Origin of the sequence: Photorhabdus kayaii, from assembly GCF_025384895.1 — a bacterium.
GTDB lineage: Bacteria > Pseudomonadota > Gammaproteobacteria > Enterobacterales > Enterobacteriaceae > Photorhabdus > Photorhabdus kayaii.
In genome coordinates this window covers 1-840 of the sequence record NZ_JAJAFZ010000206.1, presented here as the reverse complement: position 1 = coordinate 840, position 840 = coordinate 1, and the positions used below count along the sequence as shown (strand labels likewise).

At 60.0% G+C, this 840-nt stretch carries 1 protein-coding gene; it reads right to left on the bottom strand.

Features of this window, described 5'->3' with window-relative positions:
- Window positions 1-773 (bottom strand): tyrosine-type recombinase/integrase (locus LGZ98_RS23925; RefSeq protein ID WP_262978750.1); only part of this gene is annotated, 773 nt, incomplete at its 3' end.
- Window positions 774-840: the final 67 nt, after the last annotated feature.

The following is an 840-nucleotide window of genomic DNA, read 5'->3' as shown; positions in this document are numbered from 1 at the left end:
CCGTGCCGGAACAGATGACAGCCGCCGGGTTTGTCGATGTCGGCGCGATGAAGGGCGTTGCGTACTATCTGGGTCATCGTGCCCTCAGCGAGCGCTTTGCCTCGCTGTGACACGAACAGATACCCCGGATCGGGTCCCCATATCAGGCGCGGGCGGACATCATTGAGGTAACGTTGCAGCCAGTGCTGTGCCGATTCGCCGAACGGCACCACCCGGTCTTTGCGCCCTTTGCCCTGCCGGACAAACAGCATGCCGCGTTCAAAGTCCACATCACTGACCTGCAACCGCTGGACTTCTGAACGCCGGATGCCGCTGCTCCACAGCGTTTCCATCACGGCGCGGTCACGCACGCTCAGCGGGTTATTATCGTCGGTCAGGCTCAGGACGTGACGGGTTTCCTGCTCACTGAGCATGCCCCACGGTAAACGCCGTTCCGGGCGCGGCAACTCCAGTTCCCGCGCCGGGTTATACAGCAGGTGTTGCCGCTTCGTCAGCCAGCTAAACAGGTTACGCACACTGGTCAGCTTTTTCACGAGCGTGCTGGCCGTGAGGGGGCGACCGTGACGATTTTTCTGCGTAGCCAGTCCCCGCTGCCAGCTTTCCAGCTGGGCGAAGCTCACCTGCTGCGCAGTGGTGAGCCCCCGTTCGTCACACCAGCGGACGAACTCCATCAGGTTACTCCGGTAATGCGCCCGGGTTTCCCGCGTATAGCGCAGAGCGTCGAGGTGTTCAAGGAAGTGCTGGATGTGTTGTCTGAGTGTCGTTGATGCCATGAGAAGCTCCTGTCTGTGTGATAAGGAATGGGATTACGATGTGTTGATTTACGCTTCACGGAACTGT